Below are 20942 nucleotides of genomic sequence, written 5' to 3'. Positions count from 1 at the left end.
GACGCGCGATGACACGCGAAGAACGCATTCAAGAACTCTACAAAGCGGTCAAGGAGCGCATTCTTGTACTGGACGGCGCCATGGGCACGATGATCCAGGGCTATAAGCTGCAGGAAGAAGATTACCGCGGCGATATTCTGAAAGACCATCCCAAGGACGTGAAAGGCAATAGCGAACTGATCGGCCTCGTGCGCCCGGATATTCTGCGCGACATTCACCTGGCCTATTACCGGGCGGGCGCGGATTTTGCCGAGGCGAACACATTCGGCGCCACAGTGATCGCGCAGGCCGATTACGATCTTGAGCATCTGGCGCGCGAAATGAATGTGAAAAGCGTGCAGATCGCCCGTGAGGCAGCCGATATTGCCGAAAGCGAAGACGGCAAGCTGCGCTGGGTGATCGGCGTGCTCGGGCCAACGCCGCGTTCGGCTTCCATCTCGCCGGATGTAAACGATCCCAGCTTCCGCAATGTCACGTTTGACGATCTTTACGCCGCCTATAAGGATGCCGCCGAAGGGCTTATCGAAGGCGGGGCGGACGTGATCATGATCGAAACCGTGTTCGACACGCTCAATGCCAAAGTGGCGCTTTATGTGCTGCAGGACATTTTCGATGCGCAGGGCTTCGAGCTGCCGGTGATGATTTCCGGCACGATCACGGATGCGGCGGGCCGCATTCTCTCCGGTCAGACGCCGGAAGCCTTCTGGTATTCGGTGCGCCATGCTAAGCCCTTCTCCATCGGGCTTAATTGCGCGCTTGGTGCCGAGCAGCTGCGCCAATATGTGGAAGAGCTGTCCCGCGTTGCCGACACGAATGTTTCCGCCCATCCCAATGCGGGCCTGCCGAACGAGTTCGGCGAATATGACCAGTCGGCGGAATATATGGCCAAGCTTGTGGGCGAGTTTGCCGAGGCGGGCCTGGTGAATATCGTCGGCGGGTGCTGCGGCACGACGCCGGAACATATCAAAGCGATTGCGGAGGCGGTAGCGAATGTGCCGCCGCGTGAAATTCCGCACCCCGAAACAAAGATGAGACTTTCGGGTCTCGAACCCTTCGTTCACGCGTAACAGATCGAGCTTTTTATGACCGAGGCGACAGCAACATTCATCAATGTCGGTGAACGCACCAATGTGACGGGATCGGCGAAATTCAAAAAGCTGATCCTGAACGGGGATTATGAAGAAGCGCTGGCCGTTGCCCGCTCCCAGGTGGAAAACGGTGCGCAGATCATCGATGTGAACATGGATGAGGGGATGCTGGATTCGGAAGCGGCCATGGTGCGCTTCCTCAATCTCATCGCCTCCGAGCCCGATATCGCCCGCGTGCCGATCATGATCGACTCTTCCAAATGGTCGGTCATCGAAGCGGGACTGAAATGCGTGCAAGGCAAGGCGATCGTCAATTCGATCAGCCTGAAGGAAGGTGAGGAACCTTTCGTCGAGCAAGCGCGCAAGATCAAACGCTATGGCGCCGCCGTGGTGGTGATGGCGTTCGATGAAGTGGGGCAGGCGGATACCGCGAACCGCAAATACGAGATTTGCGAACGCTCTTACAAAATTCTGACTGAGGAAGTCGGCTTTCCGGCGGAAGACATTATTTTCGATCCCAATATTTTCGCTGTGGCGACGGGTATCGAAGAACACAATAATTATGCGGTGGATTTCATCGATGCCACGCGCCGGATCAAACAGAACCTGCCGCATGCTCATATTTCAGGTGGTGTGTCCAACGTCTCCTTCTCTTTCCGCGGGAACGAGAAAGTGCGCGAGGCGATGCACTCCGTTTTCCTTTACCACGCCATTCAGGCGGGGATGGATATGGGCATCGTCAATGCCGGGCAGCTTGCGATCTATGAAGAGATCGAACCGGAACTGCGCGAGCTGGTCGAGGATGTGATCCTCAACCGGCGGGAAGATGCCACCGAGCGGCTTCTGGAAGCGGCGGAAAAATATAAAGGCGAGGGCGGGCGCAAGCAGGAAGAAGACCTGTCCTGGCGCGAGGCGCCGGTGGAAGAGCGCCTGAAGCATGCGCTCGTCAAAGGCATTACCCAATATATCGAAGAGGACGTGGAAGAAGCGCGGCTGAAAGCCGAACGCCCGCTCCATGTCATCGAAGGTCCGCTCATGGCGGGGATGAATGTGGTGGGCGATCTTTTCGGCTCGGGCAAGATGTTCCTGCCGCAGGTTGTCAAAAGCGCCCGCGTGATGAAGCAGGCTGTGGCTCATCTCATGCCTTACATGGAGCAAGAGAAAAAGGATCTCGGTATCGACAGCCGCTCGGCGGCAGGCAAGATCCTGATGGCGACGGTAAAGGGCGATGTGCACGATATCGGCAAGAACATCGTCGGCGTCGTTCTGCAATGTAACAATTACGAGGTGATCGACCTCGGCGTGATGGTGCCGGCGGCGAAAATCATCGAGACGGCGAAGAAGGAAGAGGTCGATATTATCGGCCTTTCGGGTCTCATTACGCCGAGCCTCGATGAGATGTGCCATGTGGCTGCTGAAATGGAACGGCAGGATTTCGATATTCCGCTGCTTATCGGCGGGGCGACAACGAGCCGGGTGCACACGGCAGTTAAGATCAACCCGAATTACAAGCGCGGCCAGGCGGTCTATGTGCCCGACGCGTCGAAAGCCGTGGGCGTTTGCTCGAACCTTCTTTCAGAAGAAAAAGGCGGGGCTTACCGCGCGGAAATTCTCGCCGAATATGAGCGCATGGCTGAGGCTCATGCCAGCCAGCGCGCGCGCGGCCCGCGCACGAGCCTCGCCGAAGCCCGGCGCAACCGCTATCCGGTGAAATGGGACGGCTATCAGCCGGTGAAGCCCAGCTTCACGGGGGTGAAAGTCTTCGAGGATTATTCGCTCGAAGAACTCATCCCCTATATCGACTGGACGCCTTTCTTCTCGACCTGGGAAATCAAGGGGCAATATCCGGCGATCCTCGATGATTCCACGCGCGGGGAGGCGGCGCGCGCGCTCTTCAAAGACGCGCAGGAGATGCTGGAGAAGATCGTTTCGGAACAATGGATGCATCCGAAAGGCGTGATCGGTTTCTGGCCGGCCAATCAGGTGGGCGAGGACGATATCGCGCTTTATACGGATGAAAGCCGGAGCGGGGAATTGGCGGTGCTGCATACGCTGCGCCAGCAAATGGCGAAGAAAGAAGGCCGCTACAATATCGCGCTTGCCGATTTCATCGCGCCCAAGGCCACGGGCATTGCCGATTATATCGGCGGCTTTGCGGTGACGGCGGGCCACGGGGAAGACGAGATTGCCCGGCGTTTTGAAGAAGCAAAGGACGATTACAGCTCCATTCTCCTCAAAGCCCTGGCGGACCGGTTTGCCGAAGCCTTTGCCGAGCGCATGCATCAGCGCGTGCGCAAGGAGTTTTGGGCCTATGTGCCGGATGAAACGCTGACGAATGAAGAGTTGATCGCAGAGAAATATCAGGGCATCCGCCCGGCGCCGGGCTATCCCGCTCAGCCCGATCACACGGAAAAGCGCATTCTTTTCGACCTTTTGAACGCTGAACAGAATGCGGGCATCGAGCTTACCGAAAGCTTTGCCATGTGGCCGGGCTCGTCGGTCAGCGGGCTCTATTTCGCGCACCCGGAGGCGCATTATTTCGGTGTCGGCAGAGTCGAGAAAGATCAGATCGAGGAATATGCCAAGCGCAAGGGCATGAGCGTCAAAGATGCCGAGCGCTGGCTTGCCCCGATCCTCAATTACACGCCGGGCGAGGAAGTCGCCGCTTAAGGCTTCCGCGATTTTTCGAGTTGGCGGGCCCAGCGTTCCGCCCAGCCTGTTAGGGGCGTGAGCTGCTCGGTCAGCTCGCGCCCCAATTGCGTCATGCGGTAGCCTTCGGCCTCTTCATGTTCAAGCAGTCCGGTTTCCTTCAGATCGGCAAGGCGCGCATTGAGAACACTCGGCGAAATGCCGCCGCATGCCTCCTGCAAAGCGCGGAAGGTGAGGGGCGCGCCGCGCAGTTCCCAGAGAATGCGCAGGACCCAGCGCCGGCCGATGAGGTCGATCAGCGCCATGACGGGCCGGCCCGTCGCCGAGCCGCGGACCGGGCGGCCGGGCCGGGGGGCGGATTTCTTCCCGGCTTTCGGCGCGGGTTTCTTCGCTGTTTTTTGGGCTTTTCCGGGCGGTGCCATCTCGTCCTCTCCTGTTTCCGGCATTTTAGGTCTTGCGCTACGGAAAAAGAAGCGTAAATCTTTTGCTACTTAAAACGTAGCAATGGAGCATGCAATGAATACCCGTATCGACCCGGCCGTGCAGCCATATGAAAAAGACATGGAAGAAACGCTATCCCGGCTGATGCCGGAAGGCGTGGAGCCACTGGTGTTGTTCCGCACGCTGGCGCGCAACCCGCGCGTCTTCCGCCGTTTTATGGCGGGCGGCCTTCTCGACAAAGGCACGCTGACGATGCGCCAGCGGGAAATTGTTATCGACCGGGCCTGCGGGCTCTGCGGCGGGGAATATGAGTGGGGCGTCCATGTCGCCTTCTTTGCCGAGAAAGTGGGGTTCGGCGCTGAAGAAATCGCCGCGACTGTGGCAGCGGACGGCGCCTCCGCTTCCTGCTGGAGCGGGGAGGAAAAACTGATCATGGAACTGGTGGATGAGCTGCACCGCACGCAGACGCTAAGCGATGGGCTGTGGGCGCGGCTGAAAGAGGCCTTCTCCGACGAGCAGCTGATCGAAATGGTGGTGCTTGCCGGGCTTTATCACATGGTGTCGTTCGTGGTGAACGGGCTCAAACTGCCGCTTGAGACGTATGCCGCGCGCTTTCCCGAAAGCGCTTGAGCCAAGTCCTAGAGCGAAAGGCCCAAAGAGAAAGGGCCCGGCATGCCTCCGGGCCCTTTCAGCTGTTCTGCGAGATGCCCCGTCAGAGGTAAATCCTCAGGGGTAGATCAAATGAACCCGACTGTCACAGCGCCGATAAACACCATGACCATGCAGGGGAATAGGTACTCAACTCGAATCGAGAGCATGTTTCTCATGGGGGACTCCCGTCTCGGTTGGTTGCGCATTGTCGCCCCAGAAGTGTGCATGGTTAACCCTGTCTTTCCAAACAGATTCGTTGCTGCGCTGCCGGAGGGGGAGGACCCTAATTTTCGCAGGCGCGGTAAGTGCTTGATTCAACGGGAGCGGGGTGCGGACCCTGCGGCAATTTGCCGGAAAGTGTTAAGGGGCGGCTGGGCTTTAACGGACCCCGTTAATCGGCAGAGGTTAACGGGAAAAGCCTAGCGGGGCGGCCCATAACCGCCGCCGCCCGGCGTGCGGATGATGATGGCCTCATCCTTTTGCAAGGAAACCTGCACGGCGCCGGCGAGCGGCTCTTCCTTGCCGCCCGCGCGGCGCAGCGCGTTTTCACCGAGCGCGCCGGGCGCCCCGCCCGCCATGCCGAAGGGGGGAATGCGCCGGTGCGTGGCGAGGATCGCAACATCCATGGGCTCGCGGAAACGGATGATCCGCTCGATGCCGTTGCCGCCGCGCTGCGCGCCTTCACCGCCCGAGCCTTGGCGGATGGAAAAGCCGTCCAGGATGACGGGAAAGCGCCATTCCAGAATTTCAGGATCGGTGAGGCGCGAATTCGTCATATGGGTGTGGACGGCATCGGCGCCCGGAAAATCCGGGCCCGCACCCGCCCCGCCGCAGATCGTTTCATAATATTGATAGCGCGCATTGCCGAAGGTGAGATTGTTCATCGTGCCTTGCGCGGCTGCCATGGTGCCGAGCGCGCCGAACAGCGCGTCCGTTACGGCCTGGCTCGTCTCCACATTGCCGCCGACAACGGCTGCCGGATAGGTGGGGGAGAGAAGCGAGCCTTCCGGGATAATGAGTTCCAGCGGTTTCAGGCAGCCCTCATTCAGCGGGATTTCATCGTCGACGAGGCAGCGGAAGACATAAAGCACGGCGGCGCGCGCCACGGCGGAAGGCGCGTTGAGGTTTGTCGGTTGCATCGGGCTCGTGCCGGTGAAGTCGATAGAGGCGCTGCGGGCCTTTTCATCGACGCGGACGGCGACTTTGATGCGCGCGCTGTCGTCCATTTCCTGTTCGAAGGAACCGTCTTTGAGGCGCGTGATAACGCGGCGCACGCTTTCCTCGGCATTGTCCTGAACATGGGCCATATAGGCATTCACCGTTTCAAGGCCGAATTGCGCAGCAAGCTTGCGCAGTTCCTGTGCGCCTTTTTCGCAGGCCGCGATCTGCGCGCGCAGGTCCGCGATATTTTGATCGGGGCTGCGGGCAGGATAGGGCCCGCTGCTTAAAAGCTCGCGGATCGCCTCCTCGCGAAAGGTACCTTTTTCCACGAGTTTGAAATTGTCGATCAGGATGCCTTCTTCTTCCACGGACTTTGAATGGGCAGGCATGGAACCCGGCGTGATACCGCCAATGTCAGCCTGGTGGCCGCGCGCTGCGACATAGAAGAGTTTTTCTTTGCCCGCCTCATCATAGACGGGGGCGATCACGGTCACATCGGGCAGATGCGTGCCGCCATTATAAGGCGCATTCAGAACGAAGACGTCGCCCGGCGCCATATCCGGGTTCTGCGCGATAACGGTTTCGACGCTGGCGCCCATCGAGCCCAGATGCACGGGCACATGGGGCGCATTGGCGACGAGCGCGCCGGTCTTGTCGAAAATGGCGCAGGAAAAATCGAGCCGCTCTTTGATGTTTACCGAATGGGCGGTCTTTTCGAGGGTAAAACCCATCTGCTCGGCAACGGACATGAAACGGTTATTGAAAATCTCTAGCATCACCGGATCGGCTTTCGTGCCGATGGCGCGCCTTTTAGGCAGCGCGGCCGTGCGGGACAGCACGATGTGATTATGCTTTGTCACCGTGCCTTTCCAGCCGGGCTCGATGATGATGGTCTGGTGATCCTCGATCAGGATGGCAGGGCCTTCTACATCATCGCCGGGACGCATCTGCGCGCGCCGGAAGACCTTTGCCCCGTGCCAGGCACCGCCGGAAAAGAACTCGGTTTCGGCGGCGGGGTGGAGCGGGCCGTGCCGGGGGGTATCGGCTTCGAGTTTTTCTTCAACCTGGCTGTCCCGCCCGGCGCATTCCACCGAAAGCGCTTCGACGATGATGGCTTTGTCGGGGGTGAGAAAGCCGAAGCGCTGGCGGTGCGCTTCTTCGAAGCGGGCTTTGGTTTCGGCAAGCCCCGCGCGGGGAATGAGAAGGGCGGTGTCCGTGCCTTCATAGCGCAGGTGCAGGCGGCAGGCCGCGGTGTTGCGGCCCCCCGCAATGCCTTGCGCTTTGATTTCGGCGCGGGCGGCGGCTTCCAGCTCCGCCTGAAGCGCGTCCAGCTTTGCCTCGCTCTCGCGCGCAAGCGGCCTTTCCACGGCTTGCTCGCGCGAAGCGCTGAGATCGGCAAGGCCCATGCCATAGGCCGAAAGAATGCCGGAGAAAGGATGGAAGAAAATTTTCGACATGCCGAGCGCATCGGCAACGAGGCAGGCATGCTGGCCGCCCGCGCCGCCGAAACAGGTCAGCGCGTAATCGGAAATATCATAGCCGCGCTGCACGGAAATCTTCTTGATCGCCTGGGCCATGTTTTCAACGGCAATGGCGAGGAACCCGTCGGCAAGTTCCTCCGGCTTCATGCCGCTGCCCATCTCTTTTGCCAGCGCGCGGAATTTTTCTGCCGCCGCCTGCCGGTCGATGGGTTCATCTGCGTTCGGGCCGAAGACGCTCGGGAAAAACTCCGGCAACAATTTACCCGTCATGACATTGGCGTCCGTCACGGCAAGGGGGCCGCCTTTGCGGTAGCAGGCGGGACCGGGATCGGCGCCGGCGGAGGCCGGACCGACGCGCAGCCTTGCGCCATCGAATGTCAGAAGCGAGCCGCCGCCCGCCGCCACGGTATGGATCTGCATCATCGGCGCGCGCAGGCGACTGCCCGCAACTTCCGTATCGAAAGAACGCTCGAGCGCGCCGTCGTAGTGGCAGACATCGGTGGAGGTGCCGCCCATGTCAAAGCCGATGATCTTGTCGAAGCCGGCCATGGCGCTCGTTTCCACCGCACCGATGACCCCGCCCGCAGGACCTGAAAGGATCGCGTCCTTGCCTTGAAAGAAATGCGCATCCGTCAGCCCGCCGGAGGATTGCATGAACATCAGGCGGCAATCGGCATCGTCCTTTTCGCCGATAGCGCCCGCCACCCGGTCCACATAGCGGCGCAGAATGGGGGAGAGATAAGCATCGACCACGCTCGTGTCCCCGCGCGGCACGAATTTCATGAGGGGGCTGACCGCGTGGCTCGCCGAGACCTGGGTAAAGCCAATATCGCGGGCAAGCTCGGCCGCGCGTTTTTCATGGTCGCTATAGCGGTAGGCATGCATGAAGCAGATGGCGAGGGCGCGCAGGCCTTCGTCATAGGCTTCCTGCAGCACACGGCGTGTTTCCGCCTCATCGAAAGCTTCGAGCTCTTCACCTTCCGCGCTCATGCGGCCCGGCACTTCGGCCACCTTCGCGTAAAGCATTTCGGGCTTTTCGATCTTCAGCTTGAAAAGATGCGGGCGCGCCTGGGTGCCGATCGCCAGCGCATCGGCAAAGCCTTTATTGGAGAGAAAAAGTACCGGCTCGCCGCGGCGCTCCAAAAGCGCGTTGGTGGCGACGGTGGTGCCCATCTTCACGGCGCCGATGCACTCGGAGGGGATAGGGGCCTCTTTTTCAAGCCCCAGAAGATCGCGGATGCCCTGCAGGGCGGCATCTTCATATTGGCCCGGATTTTCCGAGAGCAGCTTGTGAGTCGTCAGCGTGCCGTCCGGCCGGCGCGCCACGATATCCGTGAAGGTGCCGCCCCGGTCGATCCAGAAATCCCAGCGGGAAGATGCGTTTTGCCGGTTCATGAGGCGGAACCTGCCACAGCTTGGGGCCCGTGCAAATATGGAAGGATCTTTGGCGGAAAGTGCGGCCAATTGGCAGTCGCACCCTGCGGCAAATCGCATTAATGTCCCGCTCATGTCGATTTGGGGAAAAGTCGCGGGTGCCGCTGCCGGTTTGGCTGCGGGCGGGCCCCTCGGAGCCTTGCTAGGCGTGGTGGCCGGTCATTATGTGATCGACCGCCCCTTGCGGGACGACGAGGTCGTGTTTGCCGTCGCGCTCATTGCGCTTTCCGCCAAAATGGCCAAGGCGGACGGCATCGTCTCGCCGTCGGAGATTCGCGCTTTCGAGGAAGTCTTCAAGGTGCCGCCGGAAGAGCGGGCGAATGTCGCGCGGGTCTATAAGATCGCGCAGCAGGATGTGGCGGGCTTCGAGGCTTATGCGCGGCAGGTCGCTTCCATCTACAAGGCCAATCCGGGCGTTTTGGAAGACGTGATGGATGCGCTTTTTCACATCGCCAAGGCGGACAATAAAGTGCTGCAGAGCGAGCTCGATTTCCTCTATGCGGTGGCCGATATTTTCGGCTTTTCCGATTTCGAGTTCGAGCGCATCAAGCTTTCGCATATTGGCGGGGAGAGCGACGATCCCTATATGATCCTCGGGGTCACGCCGGAGATTTCCGATGAGGACCTGAAAAAGGCCTATCGGCGCCTTGCCCGGGAAAACCATCCCGACACGCTGGTCGCCCGCGGGGTGCCGCAGGAATTCGTCGACATGGCGGAAGAAAAGTTGAAGAAGATCACGGAAGCCTATAGCCGCATCGCCAAATCCCGCGGGCTTTAAGGGGACCAATTCCAGGTTTTCTGCCGCGCAGGCTTTGCGCTTGGCGCGGCGACAGGCTAGAAGGCTTAGAACCGGTCCCGGGCATGCCCCGGGGCTTTGTTTTCGGCGCCGTGCGCGGGGGAGAGCGCGAGCGTCTTTTCCTCTCTCCCTGCCGGTGCGCCCATGACCCCTCAACACCTTGCGTTTATGGTGCTGATCAACCTGATCTGGGGCTTTGCCTTGATCGCGGGCAAGGTGAGTCTCGGGCATTTTCCGCCGTTTCTTTTTGCCGCCTTGCGCTTCGGGCTCATCATTCTGGTGCTTTTCCCGTTCTTGAAGATCCACCATGGGCGCATGCGCGATGTCATTATCATTGCGCTCTGCGCGGGGCCCTTGGGCTTCGGGCTTTTCTTTATCGGTCTGTCGCTCGCGGATGCCTCCGTCGTTGCCATCGTCACGCAGCTCGGCGTGCCGATATCCACCATCCTGTCCGTGATTTTCTTGAAAGAGCTCATCACCTGGCGGCGCTGGGCCGGCATTGCGCTTTCTTTCGGCGGCATCGCCATCATCAGCTTCGATCCTGCGGTATTCAATTATCTGACCGGCGTTATCGTGCTGTTCTTTTCCGCGCTTGTGGGCGGGGTGGGGACGATCTTCCAGCGGCAGATCAAGAATGTCGGCGTTTTCGAAATGCAGGCCTGGGTGGCGGTCATCGCCTGTCCGCTGTTGCTGGCCGGCTCGCTTGTCGCTGAGCAGGATCAGCTCGCCACTATTACCTCGGCCTCGCTGCTGGAATGGTCGGGCATTTTCTATGTGGCCTTTGCCTCCAGCCTGGTCGGCCATGCGGGCATTTATTATCTGCTGCAACGCTATGAGGTCTCGCAAACCGCGCCGCTGACGCTGCTTGCCCCGCTCTTTACCGTGACCTTTGCGGTGCTGTTGCTCGGGGAAACGCTGACGCTGCGCATGGGTATCGGCGCGGCGGTGGCACTGGTCGGCGTCTTCATCGTGACGCTGCGCCAGGCAAAGAAAGGTGTGCCGACGGCAATGGAGTCCAAGGCATGAGCCTCCAGATCACCGAGTGCCCGTCGCCGAACCATGAAGAACGGCGTGCGCCCATCGACATGCTGCTTCTGCATTACACCGGCATGGAGACGGGCGAGGCCGCGCGGGAGCGGCTTTGCGATGCAAGCGCAAAGGTGAGCGCGCATTATCTCGTGGAAGAAGACGGCCGTGTCTTGCGCCTTGTGCCTGAGGAGCGCCGCGCCTGGCATGCGGGTGTTGCAAGCTGGCGCGGGCAAAGCGACATTAACAGTTGTTCCATCGGCATCGAAATCGTCAATGGCGGCCATGATTTCGGTTATCCGGATTTCCCGGTCGCGCAGGTCGCCGCTGTCGAGATGCTGTGTCTCGATATTCTAGTGCGCCACAAAATCACGCCCGCGAGGGTGCTCGGTCATTCCGATGTCGCACCGGAGCGCAAGGCGGACCCCGGTGAAAAATTTCCCTGGGCCCGGCTTGCAAAGGCCGGGGTCGGTCATTGGGTCGCGCCTCAGGACATCGTGGACGGTCCCGTGCTGCAGCGGGGCGATAGGGGCGATACGGTGGCCGAGCTGCAGTTTCAGCTTGCCGATTATGGTTATGGGATTGAGGTACTAGGCGTCTTCGATGCAAAAACCGAAGCGGTGGTGAAGGCTTTTCAGCGCCATTTCCGCCCGGCGCAGGTCGATGGCATTGCCGATGTGTCGACGGTTGCAACGCTCCGGCTGCTGCGTGACGCGCTGGCAGGGTAATGAAAAGCGCAGCCGCGCCTCACACCTTCCGGCGCAAGGCGCGGCGCAGCTTTTTAGGGTTTCATCAGCACACGGCCGACCGCTTTACGGCTTTCGATATAGCTATGCGCCTCGGCAGCCTCTGAAAGCTTGAAGGTCTTGTCGAGCACGACTTTCAGCTCACCTTTAGCGATATCGGCCAGAAGATCGCGCACCAGCTTTTGCACGCGGTCGGTAATGATTTCCCCGCCGAAGAAGATGCCGGTAATGGAGCGGTTGCCTTGTGAAAGGGAAGAAAGGTCGTAAGTGATCTTTTCCCGGCCGGCGTTGCCCATCCAGGAGATACGGCCTCGATGGCCGAGCGAAGCGATGCTCTTTTCCAGCGTGCTGCCGCCCACCGGATCGACGACGAGATCGACGCCTTTGTTGTCCGTGAGGCGCATGACTTCTTTCACGAGGTCCTGGGTGACGTAATTGATGCCGTGATCGAGGCCGAGTTTCTTTGCTGTTTCGAGTTTCTTTTCATCCGACGCCGTGGCGATGACCGTCGCGCCCGCGCGCTTGGCAAGCTGAATGGCGGCAAGGCCGACGGCGGAGGCACCCGCCTGAATGAGGACGGTCTCGCCTTTCTTCAGGTGACCGAATTCGAAAAGGCAGTCATGGGCGGTACCGAAGGGGATGGGCACGGTGGCCGCTTCTTCCACCGAGAGGCCGTCCGGAATTTGAAAGGCGGTGAGATAGGGCACCACGCGCTGCTCGGCATGGGAGCCGAAGGCATTGACGGTGACGACCTTCTGGCCGAGTTCGTAGCCTTTGACGTTTTTGCCGATTTCGATGACCTCGCCGGCGGCCTGATAGCCCACGACATGGGGTTTGGCGGGCAGCGGCGTGCCGGCCCGGTGCAGCGTGTCGCCGCCTTCGATGGAGACCGCCTCGACCTGGATGCGGACATCGTTTTCGCCGCAGACGGGATCGGGGATTTCCTCATAGCGCAGCACATCGGGCCCGCCGAGTTCATATTGCACAGCAGCTTTCATGGTGTTTCCTCGTGTTGATTGATAATTGGATGGCGCTCATGTGGGGCGGCAGGTTGCAAAGCGCAACCAATAGAGCCGAATTTTACGCAAGGGAAACTGCGCTGGCGCTTGACGCGGAAGGCAGGGCAGCCCACTTTCCCCCCGCGTCAGATGGCCGGACGGCCGCTCCGCTCCGAAAGGGGCGGGGAGGAAAGTCCGGGCTCCATGGAAACACGGTGCCGGGTAACGCCCGGCGGGGGCGACCCCAGGGAAAGTGCCACAGAAAGCAAACCGCCCCGCGTAGCCTTCGGGCAAGGCGGGGTAAGGGTGAAAGGGTGCGGTAAGAGCGCACCGCGCGCCTGGCAACAGGGGCGGCACGGTAAACCCCACCGGGAGCAAGACCTAATAGGGATGGAGCTCTTCAATGAGCAAGCCCGTTTTCAGGCTCCATCCGGGTTGGTCGCGCGAGGCATCCGGCAACGGGTGTCCCAGATGAATGGCCGTCGCCGGCTTGCCGGCACAGAACCCGGCTTACAGGCCATCTGACGCCTGATTTTTCCATAAAACGGCAAGGAACTGCCCTTTAGCGGGCGGCCGCGGTAACGGGCGGGCATCCATGGCCCGGGCCGGGACGCTATGGGCGCTCATAGAATCTATTCTTTTGTTCTATTTATGTTCTCAAATATATTGCGTTTTGCCATCTTCGTTAAGACAGTGTAAACCCGCAGAAATCCGCCGAATACCTATCCAATCCCATTGACTACCCATGATTTCCCATGGTATCCCATGATGTCCCGTACGAGGGGCGGTAGACCGGGCTCTGTAGGCGGGGGGAGCCTTCAACCCGGAATGGGGGATTTGGCGGGCGATGGAGTCCTTTCGCGGCACATTCACGAATAAAGTTGACGCCAAGGGCCGTGTCTCCGTCCCCGCCAAATTTCGTGCGGTCGTTGCGGCCCAGGGTTTCAACGGCATGACGTGTTTTCCCTCCTTCCTCGGGCAGTTCCTGGAAGGGGGCGGGCCGGCCTTCACCGCAGAAATCGATGCCATTTTGAACAAGCTGCCGCCGTTCTCGCCGGAGCGGGACCAGCTCGCCGCCATTCTGGTGGGTAACGCGGTCGATCTGATGTTCGACGGGGACGGGCGCGTGGTGCTGCCGCGCGAGTTTATGGATCACGCCGGGATCACGGATCAGGTGACCTTTGTGGGCATGACCAACAAGTTCCAGCTTTGGAGCCCGAGCGGCTATGAGGCCTTCCGCGCCGAGGCGCTGCGCCAGGCAAGCGGCCATACGGGGCTCTTGTCCGACGCTTTTTCTGCGCTGACCGGCTCGCGCACCGTGCAGCCGCCCAGCAGCGGCGGGCAAGGTGGCGGCCAGAGTGGAGGTGCGCAGTGAGCGAACGTGAACCATCCGCCCTTCATGTGCCGGTGATGCTTCGCGATGTGCTCGACTGTCTGGCGCCCAAAGATGGCGGGATCTATGTCGATGGAACTTTCGGGGCAGGCGGCTATACGCGGGCCATTCTCGAAGAAGCTGATTGCAAGGTCTATGCGATCGACCGCGACCCGGAAGCGCTGGCGCGCGGGCGCGTGATCGAAAAGGAATTTGGCGGCCGTCTCACCCTCGTTGAAGGGTGTTTCGGTGATATGGAGGCCTTGCTCCACGAGCGCGGCGTCGCGGCGGTGGATGGCGTCGCGCTCGATGTGGGGGTCTCCTCCATGCAGCTCGATCAGGCCGAGCGCGGCTTTTCCTTCATGGCCGACGGGCCGCTCGACATGCGCATGGCGAGCGCCGGGCCGAGCGCGGCCGATGTCGTCAATGAATGCGAAGAAACCGAGCTTGCGCGCATCATCTTCATCTATGGCGAAGAAAAGAAGTCCCGCGCCGTTGCCCGCGCCATCGTGCAGGCGCGCGGCAAGGAAAAGATCACGCGCACGGGCGAGCTTGCCGAGATCGTCTCGCGCGCCGTGGGCGGGCGGGGCGCTTCGCGCATTCACCCGGCAACGCGCACGTTTCAGGCTTTGCGTATTTTCGTCAATGACGAGCTGCGCGAGCTGGCACGGGGTTTGAGCGGCGCGGAGAATCTTCTGCGCGAAGGCGGACGCCTTGCCGTTGTCGCTTTCCACTCGCTGGAAGACCGGATCGTCAAGAAATTCCTGGCCGAGCGGTCGAGCGCGCAGCGCGCCGTCTCCCGGCATATGCCGCTGCCCGAAGAGGGGGCGCCGGCTTCCTTCTCGCTGCTCTTCCGCGGCGCGCGGGCGGCAAGCGAAGCGGAGGCTCAGGATAATCCCCGCGCCCGTTCGGCGAAGCTGCGCGCAGGTGTACGCAGCGGCGCACCGGCCTTGCCGCTCGACTTTGCCTCGCTCGGTCTTGGCAAAGCGCCGCAACTGGAGGGCGCGCTATGATCCGGTTCTTGAACGCTCTTTCCTTCATCCTCGTCATCGCGCTCTCGGTGGTGCTTTACAATGTGAAGTACCGCATCGATGCGCAGGAAAATGCGCAGGCGAAGCTGCAGCAGGATATTTTGAACGAGGAAGACGCGATCCGCGTGTTGCGGGCCGAGCATTCCTATCTGACGCAGCCTGACCGCCTGCAGGCATTGGCCGACCGCCATTTGCAGCTTGCGCCGCTCCATGCCTCGCAGATCGCCACCTTCGACGATTTGCCGATGCCGCCGCGCGATGAAGATTTCTTCGGTCCGGCCGGGCGCCGGGCGCTCGGCGGCTATGCGGGCATTGCCCCAAGCACGGGGGTGCAGTGATGGCGCGCGGATTTTCTTCTCAGCAAGGGCGTGGGCCGCGGGTTGCAGGTATCGGCTATGACATGATCGCCCGGCCGGATTTTGCTTCCTCCAGCGCATATGAGCCCGAAGCGCGGGTGCTGGATGGTGGGCGGCGGCGGCTTTCGCTGGCTCTCGTCTTTTTTGTCGGCGCCTTCGCCGTTGTGGCGGGGCGTCTTACGCTTTTGGGCGCAGCTTCTGACGCCGATGTGCGCCATGCTTATGTGCCGCCCGCGCCCGTGCAGGCCGCCCGGCCCGATATCGTAGACCGGAACGGCGAGATCATGGCGACGGATATCATCACCGCTTCGCTTTTTGCCGATGCACGCAAGGTGCTTTCTCCTGTGGAAGCGGCGCGCCAGATCGCCCGTGTGCTGCCGGAACTCGATGAAGAAAAGCTGCGCGGCGATCTTTCCAGCGGACGCGCCTTCGTCTGGCTGAAGCGGGATCTTTCGCCGCGCCAGCAATATGCCATTCATAATCTCGGTATTCCGGGGATCGATTTCCGCCGCGAGCTGAAGCGGGTCTATCCGAACGGCCGCGCTGCTGCTCATGTGCTCGGCTATGTGGATATCGACAATCGCGGCATTTCCGGCATCGAAAAATATCTCGACACGCGCGCGGAGGCAGAGCAGGGCAAGCCCGTCGATCTTTCCATCGATCTGCGTGTGCAACACATTTTGACCGGCGAGCTGTCGGAGGCGATGAAAACCTTTTCCGCCAAGGCGGCTTCCGGTGTCGTTGTCGATGTGCGCTCTGGCGAGGTGATGGCGATGGCCTCGCTGCCCGATTTCGACCCGAACGATCCCACGGCCTCAAGCGATTTTGCCCGCTTCAACCGGGCAAGCCTCGGTGTTTATGAGATGGGCTCGACCTTCAAGACTTTCACCACGGCGGCGGCACTTGAAAGCGGGCGGGTGAGCCTTGCCCAGGAATATGATGCGCGCGAGCCGATCCGTGTTGCTCGTTTCACGATCAATGATTATCACGCCCAGCGCCGCTGGATGTCGGTGCCGGAAATCTTCATGCATTCCTCGAATATCGGCACTGCGAAAATGGCTATGGATGTGGGCCGGGAAGAGCACCGGGCTTTCCTGGGTAAGCTCGGCCTGTTGACGCGCGCGGGGATCGAGTTGCCGGAATCGGGTACGCCGCTTCTGCCCCATCCTTGGACCGATATCTCGATGATGACGATTTCCTATGGGCACGGGCTTTCGGTTACCCCGCTGCAGGTCACGGCGGCAGGCGCGACGCTCGTCAATGGCGGTTACAAGGTGACACCGACCTTCCTGCGCCAAAAGGTGCCGGCGGCAGGCCCGCAGGTCATTTCAGAAAAGACCAGTCTTGCGATGCGCGCGCTGATGCGCCTTGTCGTGGAAGAAGGCACCGGGAGCAATGCGGATGTGCCGGGTTATCCGGTGATGGGGAAAACCGGCACGGCGGAAAAGGCTGTGGCGGGCGGCTATTCGAAAAAGTCTCTCATCACCTCATTTTTGTCCGCTTTCCCCGCAAATGACCCTCAATTTGCCATGTTGGTTGTGTTGGATGAGCCGAAAGGCACGAAGGAAACCTTTGGATATGCAACGGCTGGTTGGAATGCCGCCCCGCTTACCGGGCGCATCGTGCAGCGTATTGCCCCGCTCCTGGGCGTGAAGCCCACCGAGCGCTGGGTGTCGCCGGTGCAGGAAGCCAGCCTGATCCGGGCTGAATGAAGCTGAAAGGAATGACGCAGGTCATGGAGCTGAACGAACTGATAGGACCGGGCGCCGCCCTCCCCAATGGGGACGGGGTGGACATTGCCGGCCTGACGGCGGATAGCCGTGAGGTCGCGCCCGGCTATTTGTTCGCGGCTCTGCCCGGCGTGAATGTGGACGGCGCCAAGTTCATTGCCGATGCGCTGGATAAAGGCGCCGCCGCGATCCTGAGCGGGCCTGAGACCGGCGCCGACGCATTGACTGTGCCGCATCTCATCGACCGCAATCCCCGCCGGCGCTTTGCGCTGATGGCGGCGCGCTTTTATGGCGCTCAGCCTGAAACGGTGGCGGCTGTCACGGGCACGAACGGTAAGACCTCCATTGCCTCTTTCACGCGCCAGCTCTGGGAACTGCAGGGGCTGAAGGCGGCAAGCCTCGGCACGCTCGGCATCGAGGCGGCGGGCGAGACGCGCCCGCTTGGCTTTACGACGCCGGACCCGGTGCGCCTTCAAAAAGAACTCGCGGCGCTGGCAGGCGAAGGCATCGCTATGTTGGCTATGGAAGCCTCAAGCCACGGGCTGGCACAGCATCGCATGGACGGGGTGAAAATCACGGCGGCAGCCTTCACGAATATCACCCGCGACCATATGGATTATCACGCCACGTTCGGCGATTACCTTTACGCCAAGCTCCGGCTTTTCGGCGAGGTGATGGGGCCGGGCGGCGTGGCGGTGCTCAATGCCGATGCCGATCAGTTTGCCGAGTTCGAAGCCGTCTCCTGGGCGCGCGGGCACCGGATCATTGCGGTCGGGCGGCGCGGGCAGGACATTTGCCTTGAAGGCGTGCGCGCGCATCCGCGCGGCCAGACGCTGCAGATCATCCATAAGGGCGAACATTACGAAATCGATCTGCCGCTGGTCGGTGAGTTTCAGGCATCGAACGCGCTTGTCGCAGCCGGGCTCGTCATCGGCTGCGGCGCGGAAGCAGGCAAAACATTCGAAGCGCTTTCCTCGCTGCGCGGTGTGCGCGGGCGGCTGGAAGAGGCGGCGCATCTTGAAAACGGCGCCAGCGTCTTCATCGATTATGCCCATACGCCCGACGCGCTTGCCAATGCGCTGAACGCGCTGCGCCCCCATGCCAAGGGGCGGCTGCTTGCCGTTTTCGGTTGCGGCGGGGACAGGGATAAAGGCAAACGCCCGGAAATGGGCCGGATTGCCGCCGAACTTGCCGACGGTGTCTTCGTGACCGACGACAATCCGCGTTCCGAAAAACCGGCTGCGATCCGCGCGGAAATTATGGCAGGCGCGCCGGAGGCGGTGGAGATCGGCGACCGGGCCGAGGCGATCCGCATTGCCATGGAAGCGCTTGGCACGGGCGATGTGCTTGTCGTTGCCGGTAAAGGCCATGAAACGGGCCAGACGATCGGTGCGAAGACCGTTCCTTTTTCCGATCATGAAGCGGTTGCTTCTGCTCTTCAGAAAATGGGAGGGCAGGCATGAGCGCGCTTTGGACCGGTGAGGAGGCAGTGAAAGCCACAGGCGGCGAGCTGACGGCGGCGTTCTCGGCAAGCGGTGTTTCCATCGACACGCGTACGCTGGAGCCGGGCGATCTTTTTGTGGCGCTCGACGGCGACAATAGCGACGGCCATGCTTATGTCGGCAAAGCCTTCGAAGCGGGGGCTGCGGCAGCGCTTGTTTCGCGCCCGACCGATGCAATGCGCGCCGCCGGTCCGCTTCTTATCGTCGAGGATACGCTTGCCGCGCTTCAGGCGCTCGGCCGGGCTGCCCGCGCGCGCGCCAGAGCCAAGATCATCGCGGTGACGGGCAGCGTCGGTAAGACGGGCACGAAAGAAGCGCTCTTGCATATTTTCGCCGGTCAGGGCCGGGCCCATGCGTCGGCAGCCTCTTACAACAATCACTGGGGTGTGCCGCTGTCGCTGGCGCGCATGCCTGAGGAAACGGAATTCGGCATTTTCGAAATCGGTATGAACCACGCCGGGGAAATCACCCCGCTCTCGAAAATGGTAGAGCCCGATGTCGCCATCATTACGACGGTCGAGCCGGTGCACCTTGAGTTCTTCAACAGCGTTGAAGAAATCGCCGATGCAAAGGCGGAAATCTTTGCAGGCCTTAAGGCGGGCGGCACGGCAATTCTAAACCGTGACAATCCGCATTTTGCGCGGCTGAAGGCGGTGGCGGAGAAAGTGCCGAATGTCCGCCTGTTCAGCTTCGGGGCGGATGAGGCAGCGGATATCCATCTTGAAAAGTCTGTGCTGCATGAAGCCTGTTCCTGCGTCTGCGCGTCCGTTGCCGGGGAAGGGGTGACCTATAAGCTCGGCATTCCGGGGCAGCATATCGTTCTCAATTCGCTGGCCGTTCTCGGCGCCGTCAAGGCAGTGGAGGGCGATATGGCGCGCGCGCTGCTGAAGCTGGCCGATCTGACGCCGCCTTCCGGGCGCGGCGGGCGCCGGCATATCAAAGGCGGCAAATACGATTTCCTGCTGATCGATGAGAGCTATAACGCCAACCCCGCTTCCATGCGCGCCGCGCTCGCCGCCCTAGGGCAAACGCAGCCGCGCGGGCAGGGCCGGCGCATTGCGGTGCTGGGCGACATGCTGGAGCTTGGGGAGCAGTCGGACGCGCTGCATGCGGGCCTCGCGGGTGCGCTTTCTGAGGCTGGTGTGGCGCAGCTTTATGCCTGCGGCCCTCACATGAAAAAACTTTGCGATGCGGCAGGCAGCGCCATCGATGTCTTCCATACGGAAACTTCCGAAGGGCTCGTCGAGCCGCTTCTGGCGCAGCTGCGCGCGGGCGATGCCGTGATGGTCAAAGGTTCGCTCGGCTCGAAAATGGCCGTGATCGTTGCCGCGCTGAGTGAGCTGAATGGGGATGGCAGGGATCTGCCGGAAAGGGGCCGCGCATGATCTATCACTTGCTTACCGACTATGCGGATCAAGTATCCGTCTTCAACGTCTTCCGCTACATCACGTTCCGCACGGGTGCGGCGATGTTTACGGCATTACTTGTCAGCTTTCTGCTCGGCCCCATGGTGATTGAGGGGCTGCGCGCGCGACAGAGCCAGGGTCAGCCCATCCGCGAAGACGGGCCGCAGTCCCATCTTCTGACGAAAAAGGGTACGCCGACCATGGGCGGACTTTTGATCCTGCTCGGCATGGTGCCGGCGGTTCTGCTCTGGGGCGATCTTGCCAATCCTTATGTCTGGATCGTGCTGCTCGTCACGCTCGGTTACGGGGCCATCGGCTTTGCCGACGATTATATGAAAGTCGCCAAGGTCAACACGGCGGGCGTTCCCGGTAAGATCAAGCTTTTCTTCGAGGCGATGATCGCGCTCGCCGCGGTCTATGCGATCGCGCGGGTGGGCGCATCGCCGCTTTCCACCTCGCTTGCCATTCCTTTCTTCAAGGATGTGTTGCTGCCACTCGGCATTTTCGGCTTCATTCTCTTCGGCGTGTTCGTGATTGTCGGCGCTTCCAATGCGGTCAACCTGACGGACGGGCTCGACGGGCTTGCCATCGTGCCGGTGATGATCGCCATGGCGAGCTTCGGCTTTATCGCCTATCTCGTCGGTAACGGCGTCTTTGCCGATTATCTGCAGATCCATTTCGTGCCGGGAACGGGCGAGCTTGCCGTCTTCTGCGGCGCGCTCCTCGGCGCGGGGCTCGGTTTCCTCTGGTACAACGCCCCGCCTGCCATGGTGTTCATGGGGGATACGGGCTCGCTGTCGCTGGGCGGGGCCATCGGCTCTATCAGCGTGGCAACGAAGCACGAAATCGTGCTGGCGATCATCGGCGGGCTTTTCGTGCTCGAGGCCGTTTCCGTCATCGTGCAGGTCGCTTCTTTCAAGCTTACCGGCAAGCGCGTCTTCCGCATGGCGCCGCTGCATCACCATTTCGAGCAAAAAGGCTGGGCCGAGCCGACCATCGTGATCCGCTTTTGGATCATCGCCGTCGTGCTCGCCATTGCCGGCCTTGCCACGTTGAAGATTAGATAGGAGTCCG

14 protein-coding genes, 1 other RNA gene and 1 pseudogene are annotated in these 20942 nt (G+C 61.1%); 13 read left to right on the top strand and 3 right to left on the bottom strand.

Annotated elements, in window-relative coordinates:
- Positions 1-8: 8 nt before the first annotated feature.
- Positions 9-3758: pseudogene (gene metH / locus ACOQOT_RS10900) on the top strand (methionine synthase).
- Here metH and ACOQOT_RS10895 read toward each other — a convergent pair.
- Positions 3755-4159 carry a winged helix-turn-helix transcriptional regulator gene (locus ACOQOT_RS10895; RefSeq protein ID WP_420559293.1) on the bottom strand — a complete coding sequence of 135 codons (405 nt, stop codon included), beginning with the start codon at positions 4157-4159 and terminating at the stop codon, positions 3755-3757. The pseudogene metH and the gene ACOQOT_RS10895 sit on opposite strands and share 4 nt — an antisense overlap.
- A 94-nt stretch (positions 4160-4253) precedes the next feature.
- On the opposite strand from ACOQOT_RS10895, the gene ACOQOT_RS10890 reads away from it, so the two are divergent.
- On the top strand, positions 4254-4808 hold the full coding sequence (locus ACOQOT_RS10890) for a carboxymuconolactone decarboxylase family protein (protein WP_420559292.1): 555 nt from the start codon (positions 4254-4256) through the stop codon (positions 4806-4808).
- Between the two features lie 440 nt (positions 4809-5248).
- Here ACOQOT_RS10890 and ACOQOT_RS10885 read toward each other — a convergent pair whose 3' ends face one another.
- Positions 5249-8866, bottom strand: a complete 3618-nt coding sequence (locus ACOQOT_RS10885) for a hydantoinase B/oxoprolinase family protein (protein WP_420559291.1) — start codon at positions 8864-8866, stop codon at positions 5249-5251.
- A 112-nt stretch (positions 8867-8978) separates the two neighbouring features.
- On the opposite strand from ACOQOT_RS10885, the gene ACOQOT_RS10880 reads away from it, so the two are divergent.
- The 3 genes from ACOQOT_RS10880 to ACOQOT_RS10870 all read left to right on the top strand — a co-directional run bounded on the left by ACOQOT_RS10880 (position 8979) and on the right by ACOQOT_RS10870 (position 11455).
- Positions 8979-9683, top strand: coding sequence for a TerB family tellurite resistance protein (locus tag ACOQOT_RS10880; protein WP_420559290.1), 705 nt, complete (start codon positions 8979-8981; stop codon positions 9681-9683).
- Positions 9684-9845: 162 nt separating this feature from the next.
- Positions 9846-10727 (top strand): DMT family transporter, encoded by an 882-nt coding sequence (locus ACOQOT_RS10875; RefSeq protein ID WP_420559289.1) that lies wholly within the window; start codon positions 9846-9848, stop codon positions 10725-10727.
- Positions 10724-11455, top strand: coding sequence for an N-acetylmuramoyl-L-alanine amidase (locus ACOQOT_RS10870; protein WP_420559288.1), 732 nt, complete (start codon positions 10724-10726; stop codon positions 11453-11455). The genes ACOQOT_RS10875 and ACOQOT_RS10870 overlap by 4 nt, the downstream gene beginning before the upstream one ends.
- A 53-nt stretch (positions 11456-11508) precedes the next feature.
- Here ACOQOT_RS10870 and ACOQOT_RS10865 read toward each other — a convergent pair whose 3' ends face one another.
- Complete coding sequence (locus tag ACOQOT_RS10865) at positions 11509-12471, bottom strand: quinone oxidoreductase family protein (RefSeq protein ID WP_420559287.1); 963 nt, start codon at positions 12469-12471, stop codon at positions 11509-11511.
- A gap of 146 nt (positions 12472-12617) precedes the next feature.
- Between ACOQOT_RS10865 and rnpB the strand changes: the two genes are divergently transcribed.
- The 8 genes from rnpB (at position 12618) to mraY (ending at position 20935) form a co-directional block, all read left to right on the top strand.
- Positions 12618-13000, top strand: an RNA gene (rnpB, locus tag ACOQOT_RS10860) — RNase P RNA component class A.
- A 318-nt stretch (positions 13001-13318) separates the two neighbouring features.
- Complete coding sequence (locus tag ACOQOT_RS10855) at positions 13319-13846, top strand: division/cell wall cluster transcriptional repressor MraZ (protein WP_420559286.1); 528 nt, start codon at positions 13319-13321, stop codon at positions 13844-13846.
- A gap of 35 nt (positions 13847-13881) precedes the next feature.
- Entirely contained in the window at positions 13882-14856 is a 975-nt protein-coding gene (gene rsmH, locus ACOQOT_RS10850) for a 16S rRNA (cytosine(1402)-N(4))-methyltransferase RsmH (protein ID WP_420561938.1), read from the top strand.
- Positions 14853-15212 (top strand): cell division protein FtsL, encoded by a 360-nt coding sequence (gene ftsL, locus ACOQOT_RS10845; RefSeq protein WP_420559285.1) that lies wholly within the window; start codon positions 14853-14855, stop codon positions 15210-15212. Before rsmH ends, ftsL begins: the two co-directional genes overlap by 4 nt.
- Positions 15212-16942, top strand: coding sequence for a peptidoglycan D,D-transpeptidase FtsI family protein (locus tag ACOQOT_RS10840; protein ID WP_420559284.1), 1731 nt, complete (start codon positions 15212-15214; stop codon positions 16940-16942). Before ftsL ends, ACOQOT_RS10840 begins: the two co-directional genes overlap by 1 nt.
- Before the next feature lie 11 nt (positions 16943-16953).
- The gene (locus tag ACOQOT_RS10835) at positions 16954-18423 is read left to right on the top strand and encodes a UDP-N-acetylmuramoyl-L-alanyl-D-glutamate--2,6-diaminopimelate ligase (RefSeq protein WP_420559283.1); all 1470 of its coding nucleotides are present in this window, start codon (positions 16954-16956) and stop codon (positions 18421-18423) included.
- On the top strand, positions 18420-19847 hold the full coding sequence (locus ACOQOT_RS10830) for a UDP-N-acetylmuramoylalanyl-D-glutamyl-2,6-diaminopimelate--D-alanyl-D-alanine ligase (RefSeq protein WP_420559282.1): 1428 nt from the start codon (positions 18420-18422) through the stop codon (positions 19845-19847). The genes ACOQOT_RS10835 and ACOQOT_RS10830 overlap by 4 nt, the downstream gene beginning before the upstream one ends.
- Positions 19844-20935, top strand: a complete 1092-nt coding sequence (gene mraY / locus ACOQOT_RS10825; RefSeq protein ID WP_420559281.1) for a phospho-N-acetylmuramoyl-pentapeptide-transferase — start codon at positions 19844-19846, stop codon at positions 20933-20935. The genes ACOQOT_RS10830 and mraY overlap by 4 nt, the downstream gene beginning before the upstream one ends.
- Positions 20936-20942: the final 7 nt, after the last annotated feature.

It is taken from the genome of Tepidicaulis sp., assembly GCF_965222285.1.
Lineage (GTDB): Bacteria > Pseudomonadota > Alphaproteobacteria > Parvibaculales > Parvibaculaceae > Tepidicaulis.
This window is presented reverse-complemented; position numbering and strand designations above follow the sequence as displayed.

Excerpts from the sequence above, each read along its gene's own strand:
- ACOQOT_RS10895 (WP_420559293.1), bottom strand. The coding sequence starts at position 4,159 with ATGGCACCGCCCGGAAAAGCCCAAAAAACAGCGAAGAAACCCGCGCCG.
- ACOQOT_RS10890 (WP_420559292.1), top strand. The coding sequence starts at position 4,254 with ATGAATACCCGTATCGACCCGGCCGTGCAGCCATATGAAAAAGACATG.
- ACOQOT_RS10885 (WP_420559291.1), bottom strand. The coding sequence starts at position 8,866 with ATGAACCGGCAAAACGCATCTTCCCGCTGGGATTTCTGGATCGACCGG.
- ACOQOT_RS10880 (WP_420559290.1), top strand. The coding sequence starts at position 8,979 with ATGTCGATTTGGGGAAAAGTCGCGGGTGCCGCTGCCGGTTTGGCTGCG.
- ACOQOT_RS10875 (WP_420559289.1), top strand. The coding sequence starts at position 9,846 with ATGACCCCTCAACACCTTGCGTTTATGGTGCTGATCAACCTGATCTGG.
- ACOQOT_RS10870 (WP_420559288.1), top strand. The coding sequence starts at position 10,724 with ATGAGCCTCCAGATCACCGAGTGCCCGTCGCCGAACCATGAAGAACGG.
- ACOQOT_RS10865 (WP_420559287.1), bottom strand. The coding sequence starts at position 12,471 with ATGAAAGCTGCTGTGCAATATGAACTCGGCGGGCCCGATGTGCTGCGC.
- ACOQOT_RS10855 (WP_420559286.1), top strand. The coding sequence starts at position 13,319 with ATGGAGTCCTTTCGCGGCACATTCACGAATAAAGTTGACGCCAAGGGC.
- rsmH (WP_420561938.1), top strand. The coding sequence starts at position 13,882 with ATGCTTCGCGATGTGCTCGACTGTCTGGCGCCCAAAGATGGCGGGATC.
- ftsL (WP_420559285.1), top strand. The coding sequence starts at position 14,853 with ATGATCCGGTTCTTGAACGCTCTTTCCTTCATCCTCGTCATCGCGCTC.
- ACOQOT_RS10840 (WP_420559284.1), top strand. The coding sequence starts at position 15,212 with ATGGCGCGCGGATTTTCTTCTCAGCAAGGGCGTGGGCCGCGGGTTGCA.
- ACOQOT_RS10835 (WP_420559283.1), top strand. The coding sequence starts at position 16,954 with ATGACGCAGGTCATGGAGCTGAACGAACTGATAGGACCGGGCGCCGCC.
- ACOQOT_RS10830 (WP_420559282.1), top strand. The coding sequence starts at position 18,420 with ATGAGCGCGCTTTGGACCGGTGAGGAGGCAGTGAAAGCCACAGGCGGC.
- mraY (WP_420559281.1), top strand. The coding sequence starts at position 19,844 with ATGATCTATCACTTGCTTACCGACTATGCGGATCAAGTATCCGTCTTC.